Origin of the sequence: uncultured Microbulbifer sp. (assembly GCF_913055755.1) — a bacterium.
In the GTDB taxonomy this organism is placed as follows: Bacteria; Pseudomonadota; Gammaproteobacteria; order Pseudomonadales; family Cellvibrionaceae; genus Microbulbifer.
On record NZ_CAJXKH010000050.1, the window covers coordinates 22,011 to 28,328 of the forward strand.

The following is a 6,318-nucleotide window of genomic DNA, read 5'->3' on the forward strand; positions in this document are numbered from 1 at the left end:
ACCATGGTAAGACCCAAAAAACCCCGCATCATCGACGGCATCGAACTGGTCGACAACCTGTATCCGGACCCGCGAAAGCGCCCGGGCTACTACCGGTACCGCCGCGCCGATGGCAGTGACAAGCTGTTCCAGGCGGAAACCGTAGCCGAGGCCAACCGCATCGCCACCGAGGCCAACGCCCTGCGCGACACCGCCATCGCCACACCCGCGCGCGTGCCCGGCCGCCAGCAGCTCGGCTTCCACGTACCGGGTTATATCGCCTATCAGGAGCGGCTCAACCCCGCACTCACCGGCAAAAAAAGCTGGGACAACCGCGTCTACGCCCTGCACCAGTTCGCCGAACAATTCAGCGGTACACCGGTGGGCCACATCACCTGGCAGCAAATCTCCACCTGGTGGGACGGGCTCACCTACAACCAGCAGAAACTGCGCCACGCGGAATTCCGCAAGCTGTTCAACTGGCTGATGCCGCAAGGCCTCATGCCGAAACTGCAGTACAACCCCTTCACCACCGCCGACGATCGCCCGCGCCTCATCGCCAAGCAGAAGCCGCCAAAGGGCCGCGCACCGCTCACCATCGCGCAGTACTGGGCCATCTACCACATGGCCGAGGAAATGGGCCTGCACTCGCTGCAAATCGCCATGGCACTCTCGCTGCTCACCACCTGGCGACGCGAAGACATCTGCAACCTGCAATGGGACGCCAACCTCAAGGGCCGCACCCTGCAGCTCGTCATCGCCAAAAGCGCCGCCCAGAAAGGCCACGCCCGCGCCGCGCGGCAAGCGTGGAGCCTCGACAAATACCCAGCCCTCGCCCGCACCATCCAGCGCGCCCGGGAGCTGAGCCTGCAAAACCGCCGCTGCCCCTACATCGTCAGCCAGTGGCCAAAACGGAGGGTGTGGAACCAGGACAAACAACACCTGGCGCAAGTCACGCCAGAGCGACTGAGCCGCATGTTCGCCGAAGTGCGCGACGCCTGCGGCATTACGGGCGGCCAGAGCTTCCACGAAGTCCGCGGCCTATCGTCCACCCTGTACCGCATCGCGGGCTATGGCGTGGATCAAATTCAGGAACTGATGGCACACAAAAACAAAGGCACCACACTGGGATACCAGGACGCCGACGCCCTGCCCTATACGCCGATGGATTTTGTGTTGCCGGATGATGTTATTGGAGGGGAGTTTTGAGAATGGAAAACTGGGTTCAATACAATGGATACACCGTGGTTTCAGACGCGTACATAGAGAAAATTTTCGAGGGAACTCGATTTGGACCAACTACTGATAACAGTGTTGAAGGAAAGAGGGCTCAGCTAGCAAAGACGCTGAGGAACCAGGTAGATGGATATTGGAGCGGGCACACGGCCTACGGAATAGCGGTAAATGGTGGATTTCTGAAAGATTCCAAATACGGCACTTCAAAAGAGCTAACCGCGCTAGGTGTGGCATTTCTTGAAGAGTTCGAGGGGAAGTTTGGAAAAGCGGACGGATTAAGGATATAGAGTTTCTGTGCGGTGTTTGTGTGCAGTTTCTGTGCGCGGTGCTTTCGCTACCGGCCGGTCGCATAGAAACTACAACAAAAACAAAGAGATAATGGTCGGAGTGGCCGGATTTGAACCGACGACCACCACACCCCCAGTGTGGTGCGCTACCAGGCTGCGCTACACTCCGATAAGAGCAAATCAAGCGGTGTAAAAATCACGTAAGTGCTTGATTTATAAGGGGCATCGCTTGGCGATGAGGCGCAAATCATACCGAAGTACGGCGGGAATGCAAGCCCGTTTTGCGCCTTTTTGGATCAGGCTTCAACCTCCAGCAATTCCAGCACACTTTCCAGCTCGGCAATCATCTGCGGGATCACCTGCTGCAGCTGGACGGTCTGCACCTTTTCCGAGGAGCCGGTTTCCATCTGCAGGCGGGCACCACCGATGGTGTAGCCCTCCTCGTACAGGAGTGCGCGGATCTGGCGGATCAGGATGACGTCCTGGTGTTGGTAATAGCGGCGGTTGCCGCGGCGTTTGACCGGGCTGAGTTGCGGGAATTCCTGTTCCCAGTAACGCAACACATGCGGTTTCACGGCGCACAGCTCGCTAACCTCACCGATGGTGAAATAGCGTTTGCCGGGAATTACCGGCAGTTCGCTGTTATGACTCGCTTCCAGCATCTTCTTCTACTCGTGCCTTGAGTTTTTGCCCCGGCTTGAAGGTAACCACCCTTCGCGCGGAAATGGGGATTTCTTCACCAGTCTTTGGGTTCCGTCCCGGACGCTGGCTTTTGTCGCGCAGGTCAAAGTTGCCAAATCCGGACAGCTTTACCTGCTCGTTGTTTTCGAGCGCATTGCGGATCTCCTCGAAGAAAAATTCGACGATTTCCTTGGCTTCGCGTTTGTTGAAACCCAGCTCTTCGTACAGCTTTTCGGCGAGCCCGGCCTTGGTCAGTGCCTCTGTCATTGGTTCCTGCCAACAGATTCAGAGGCGTCATTTTCCGGTTTGTAAGCCTGGTACCGCGGCGGCTTTAACCCGGCAGCAGACGCTCTCGGGATGCGCTCGACAACCGGCGCGTCCCGAGGGTCTGTTGGGATCAGCGCTGGCTGGCGTTGTGTTTTTGTTCTAATTCACGGACTACCGCATCGACTGCGGCATTGATTTCTTCGTCGTTAAGGGTGCGTGACGGATGCTGAAAGGTCAAGCCCATAGCGACACTTTTTCTATTAAAATCAATGCCTTTGCCCTGATAGACGTCAAAAATGTTGAAGTCCGTCAAATATTCGCCGGAAGCTTCAACGGCGACTTTGAGCAGATCCCCCACCGGGACTTCGGCGTCCACCAGGATCGCGAGGTCGCGGCGTACTTCCGGGAATTTGGACAGCGGCTGGAACGCGGGCAGTACGGACTGGCCCAGGGCATCCTGGCTCAGCTCGAACAGGAACGCGGCCTTTGGCAGATCGTAGTCCTTCTGCAGGGTCGGGTGCAGGGCACCAATCACGCCCACGGGCTCGCCATTGCGCAGTACCTGGGCACACTGGCCCGGGTGCAGTGCGGGGTGCTTGGCGGCGGCGAAGGTGAACTCCCCTTCCGCCTCGTAGTGGGCCAGCAGCGCTTCCACGTCCGCCTTGATGTCGTAGAAATCCACCAGATCCTTGCCACCGCTCCAGCCTTCCGGCTGGCGGGTACCGTAGATCAGGCCGGCGATCATGCGCTCCTGCTTCAATTCACCGCCCGGCACAAACCGCAGGCCGGTCTCAAACAGGCGCACTCGGTCCTGCTGGCGGTTGAGGTTGTACTGCAGCGCCTTGACCAGTCCCGGCATCAGCGAGGTGCGCATCACCGCGAGATCCGCGCTGATGGGGTTCTGCAGAGCGACCGGCTCGGCATCCGGGTCGAATTTGGCGGAGGCTGCGCTGTCGATAAAGCTGAAGGTGATGGCCTCCTGATAGCCCCGCGCCAGCAGGGTCTTTTCCAGGCGCTCCTGGGCCACGTCGGCCTCGTCACGGGGAATGATGTCCAGGGCAGCGGTCATGCTGATGCTGGGGATGCGGTTGTAGCCGTACACCCGCGCCAGCTCTTCCAGCAGGTCGGCCTCGATGGCGATATCGAAGCGGAAGCTGGGCACCAGGAAGGTCCAGCCCTCTGCGTTTTCAGCAATCTTTTCCAGCCCCAGGCGGGTGATGATCTCGACGATCTCGTCGTCCGCCATATCGATACCCAGGCCACCCTGTACGCGGGCACGACGCAGGGTGATGTGGCGCTCGCATGGCATGGCGTCGGTGGATTCACGAAGGTGAACCGGGCCCGGCTCGCCGCCGACAATATCCAGCAGCAGCTGGGTGGCGCGCTCGACGGCGGTTTCCTGCAGGCGGTAGTCCACGCCGCGCTCGAAGCGGTGGGAGGAGTCCGTATGCAGGCCGTAGGAACGGGCCTTGCCGGCAATCGCCAGCGGGCTGAAGAAGGCGCTCTCGAGGAAGATATTGCGGGTGCCGTCGGTTACCGAGGAATCCAGGCCACCCATCACACCGGCAATGGCCAGCGGGCCCTTGTCGTCGGCGATTACCAGGGTGCCGTCCTGCAGCTTCACTTCCTGCTCGTCCAGCAGGGTCAGTTTCTCGCCCTGCTCCGCCATGCGCACATGAATGCCGCCGTTCAGCTTGTCGAGATCGAAGGCGTGCATCGGCTGGCCCAGCTCCAGCAGGACGTAGTTGGTGACGTCCACCACCGGGTCGATGCTGCGCAGGCCGCTGCGGCGCAGACGCTCCTGCATCCACAGCGGGGTAGTTGCGGCCACGTCGATATTGCGGATCACACGGCCCACATAGCGCGGACAGGCTTCTTCGGCCATCAGGGAAACTGCCAGGCTGTCGTCGATCTTGGCCGCTACCGGCTCGATCGCCGGGCCCTGCACCGCACAGCGGTTCAGCACGCCCACTTCGCGGGCAATACCGGCCACACCCAGGCAGTCGGAACGGTTCGGGGTGAGGTCCACCTCAATGGTGCTGTCGTCCAGCTGCAGGTATTCCCGCAGATCGGTTCCGGTGGGCGCGTCGGCGGGCAGTTCCCAGATGCCGTCGCTGTCGTCGCCCAGTTCCAGTTCGGTCTGCGCACACAGCATGCCGAAGCTCTCGACGCCGCGCAGCTTGGCTTTCTTGATCTTGAAGTCGCCCGGCAACTTGGCGCCCACCAGCGCGAACGGAATCTTGATACCGACACGGGCGTTGGGTGCACCGCACACCACCTGCATCTCGCCGTCCGGATGACCTTTGACCTGGCACACGCGCAGCTTGTCGGCGTCCGGGTGCTGTTCGCAGCCGATGATCTCGCCCACTACCACACCGGAAAATTCGCCGGCGACCGGTTCAACTGCGTCTACTTCGAGGCCGGCCATGGTGATCTGATCGGCCAGCTGCTGTGCGGTCAGGTCCGGGTTTACCCACTCCCGCAACCAGGCATTGCTGAGTTTCATAAGCTCTCTCTAATTCTGGTTCTTGTGCGCGGCACACCGCGCCGTTCGCCTGCGAGCAGGCTGCTAAAAAATGGTTTCGATTTAGAACTGCTTGAGGAAGCGCAGGTCGTTGTCGAAGAACAGGCGCAGATCGTTTACGCCGTAGCGCAGCATGGCCATGCGTTCGACGCCGAGGCCGAAGGCAAAGCCGGAGTATTTTTCGCTGTCGATATCGCAGGAGTCGAATACGTTCGGGTGCACCATGCCGCAGCCGAGGATTTCCAGCCAGCCGGTGCCGGAGCACACGCGACAGCCCTTGCCGCCACAGGAGGTGCACTGGATATCGGCCTCTGCCGAGGGCTCGGTGAACGGGAAGTAGGACGGACGGAAACGCACCGGCACGTCCGCCTCGAAGAAGGCTTTGAGGAACTGGTCGATACAGCCCTTCAGGTGCGCAAAGCTCACGCCCTCGTCCACTACCAGGCCTTCCACCTGGTGGAACATGGGCGAGTGGGTGACGTCGGAATCGCAGCGGTATACGCGACCCGGGCAGATGATGCGCAGGGGCGGATTCTTTTTCTCCATGGTGCGGATCTGCACCGAGGAGGTGTGGGTGCGCAGCACGGTAGTGGGGTCGATATAGAAGGTATCGTGCATCGCGCGCGCCGGATGATGCGCGGGAATATTCAGGGCTTCGAAGTTGTAGTAGTCGCTCTCCACTTCCGGGCCCTGCTCCACGGAAAACCCGAGGCGCTGGAAGATTTCTTCAATGCGGCGCAGGGTGCGGGTAATCGGGTGCGCACTGCCCTGCTCTTCGCCGCGACCGGACAGGGTCACGTCAATGGTTTCGCTGGCGAGCTTCTCTTCGATGGCCGCCTTTTCCATCGCTTCGCGACGGCTATTGATAGCGGTCTGCACCTGCTGCTTGGCTTCGTTGATTTTGGCCCCTGCCGCCGGGCGCTCTTCGGCAGACAGTTTGCCGAGGCTTTTCAGCTGCGCGGTGAGGTGGCCTTTTTTACCCAGGTAATCTACCCGCACCTGGTCCAGAGCCGCCAGGTCACCGGCCTGCTCTACCAGTGCCAGCGCCTGCTCCGTGAGGGACTGCAAATCTTGCATTGAAACCTTCTCGTTGTATTCGATGAATTGCGTTTAGCGTTTGCTATTTGGCTTCCGCCGCCAATGCGCCGGGCGAAAGCCTTGTCAGAATTCGATAAAAAAATAGGGAAGAGCCATTACAGCCCTTCCCTATTTTTAAAGCACAAATCCACCCCGAAGGGCCGATTTTTCTGCAGGCGCTAATTAAGCTGCCAGGGCTGCCTTGGCTTTTTCAACTACGGCAGCAAAAGCGGCTTTATCGTATACCGCCAGATCAGCCAGAACACG

Annotated in this window: 6 protein-coding genes, 1 tRNA gene and 1 pseudogene; 2 read left to right on the plus strand and 6 right to left on the minus strand. The window is 60.0% G+C overall.

Annotated elements, in window-relative coordinates:
- Positions 1–3 precede the first annotated feature (3 nt).
- Together QZ511_RS10050 and QZ511_RS10055 are read left to right on the plus strand one after the other, a co-directional pair.
- Positions 4–1,188: a tyrosine-type recombinase/integrase gene (locus tag QZ511_RS10050; protein WP_295802176.1), complete on the plus strand. Its 1,185-nt coding sequence runs from the start codon at positions 4–6 to the stop codon at positions 1,186–1,188.
- Positions 1,189–1,190: 2 nt separating this feature from the next.
- Positions 1,191–1,502, plus strand: coding sequence for a hypothetical protein (locus QZ511_RS10055; RefSeq protein ID WP_295802177.1), 312 nt, complete (start codon positions 1,191–1,193; stop codon positions 1,500–1,502).
- Positions 1,503–1,594: 92 nt separating this feature from the next.
- Here QZ511_RS10055 and QZ511_RS10060 read toward each other — a convergent pair.
- The 6 genes and pseudogenes from QZ511_RS10060 to rplT all read right to left on the minus strand — a co-directional run.
- Positions 1,595–1,671 (minus strand) — tRNA-Pro (locus QZ511_RS10060).
- Between the two features lie 127 nt (positions 1,672–1,798).
- Positions 1,799–2,164 (minus strand): MerR family transcriptional regulator, encoded by a 366-nt coding sequence (locus QZ511_RS10065; RefSeq protein WP_295802178.1) that lies wholly within the window; start codon positions 2,162–2,164, stop codon positions 1,799–1,801.
- Positions 2,145–2,450 carry an integration host factor subunit alpha gene (gene ihfA / locus QZ511_RS10070; protein ID WP_010131375.1) on the minus strand — a complete coding sequence of 102 codons (306 nt, stop codon included), beginning with the start codon at positions 2,448–2,450 and terminating at the stop codon, positions 2,145–2,147. The genes QZ511_RS10065 and ihfA overlap by 20 nt, the downstream gene beginning before the upstream one ends.
- A 130-nt stretch (positions 2,451–2,580) precedes the next feature.
- A complete protein-coding gene (gene pheT, locus QZ511_RS10075; protein ID WP_295802179.1) occupies positions 2,581–4,956 on the minus strand; it encodes a phenylalanine--tRNA ligase subunit beta in 2,376 nt (791 codons plus the stop codon).
- Between the two features lie 81 nt (positions 4,957–5,037).
- Positions 5,038–6,051 carry a phenylalanine--tRNA ligase subunit alpha gene (gene pheS, locus QZ511_RS10080; protein WP_295802180.1) on the minus strand — a complete coding sequence of 338 codons (1,014 nt, stop codon included), beginning with the start codon at positions 6,049–6,051 and terminating at the stop codon, positions 5,038–5,040.
- Positions 6,052–6,234: 183 nt separating this feature from the next.
- A pseudogene (gene rplT, locus QZ511_RS10085) lies at positions 6,235–6,318 on the minus strand (50S ribosomal protein L20); the annotation flags it as partial.

Excerpts from the sequence above, each read along its gene's own strand:
- QZ511_RS10050 (WP_295802176.1), top strand. The coding sequence starts at position 4 with ATGGTAAGACCCAAAAAACCCCGCATCATCGACGGCATCGAACTGGTC.
- QZ511_RS10055 (WP_295802177.1), top strand. The coding sequence starts at position 1,191 with ATGGAAAACTGGGTTCAATACAATGGATACACCGTGGTTTCAGACGCG.
- QZ511_RS10065 (WP_295802178.1), bottom strand. The coding sequence starts at position 2,164 with ATGCTGGAAGCGAGTCATAACAGCGAACTGCCGGTAATTCCCGGCAAA.
- ihfA (WP_010131375.1), bottom strand. The coding sequence starts at position 2,450 with ATGACAGAGGCACTGACCAAGGCCGGGCTCGCCGAAAAGCTGTACGAA.
- pheT (WP_295802179.1), bottom strand. The coding sequence starts at position 4,956 with ATGAAACTCAGCAATGCCTGGTTGCGGGAGTGGGTAAACCCGGACCTG.
- pheS (WP_295802180.1), bottom strand. The coding sequence starts at position 6,051 with ATGCAAGATTTGCAGTCCCTCACGGAGCAGGCGCTGGCACTGGTAGAG.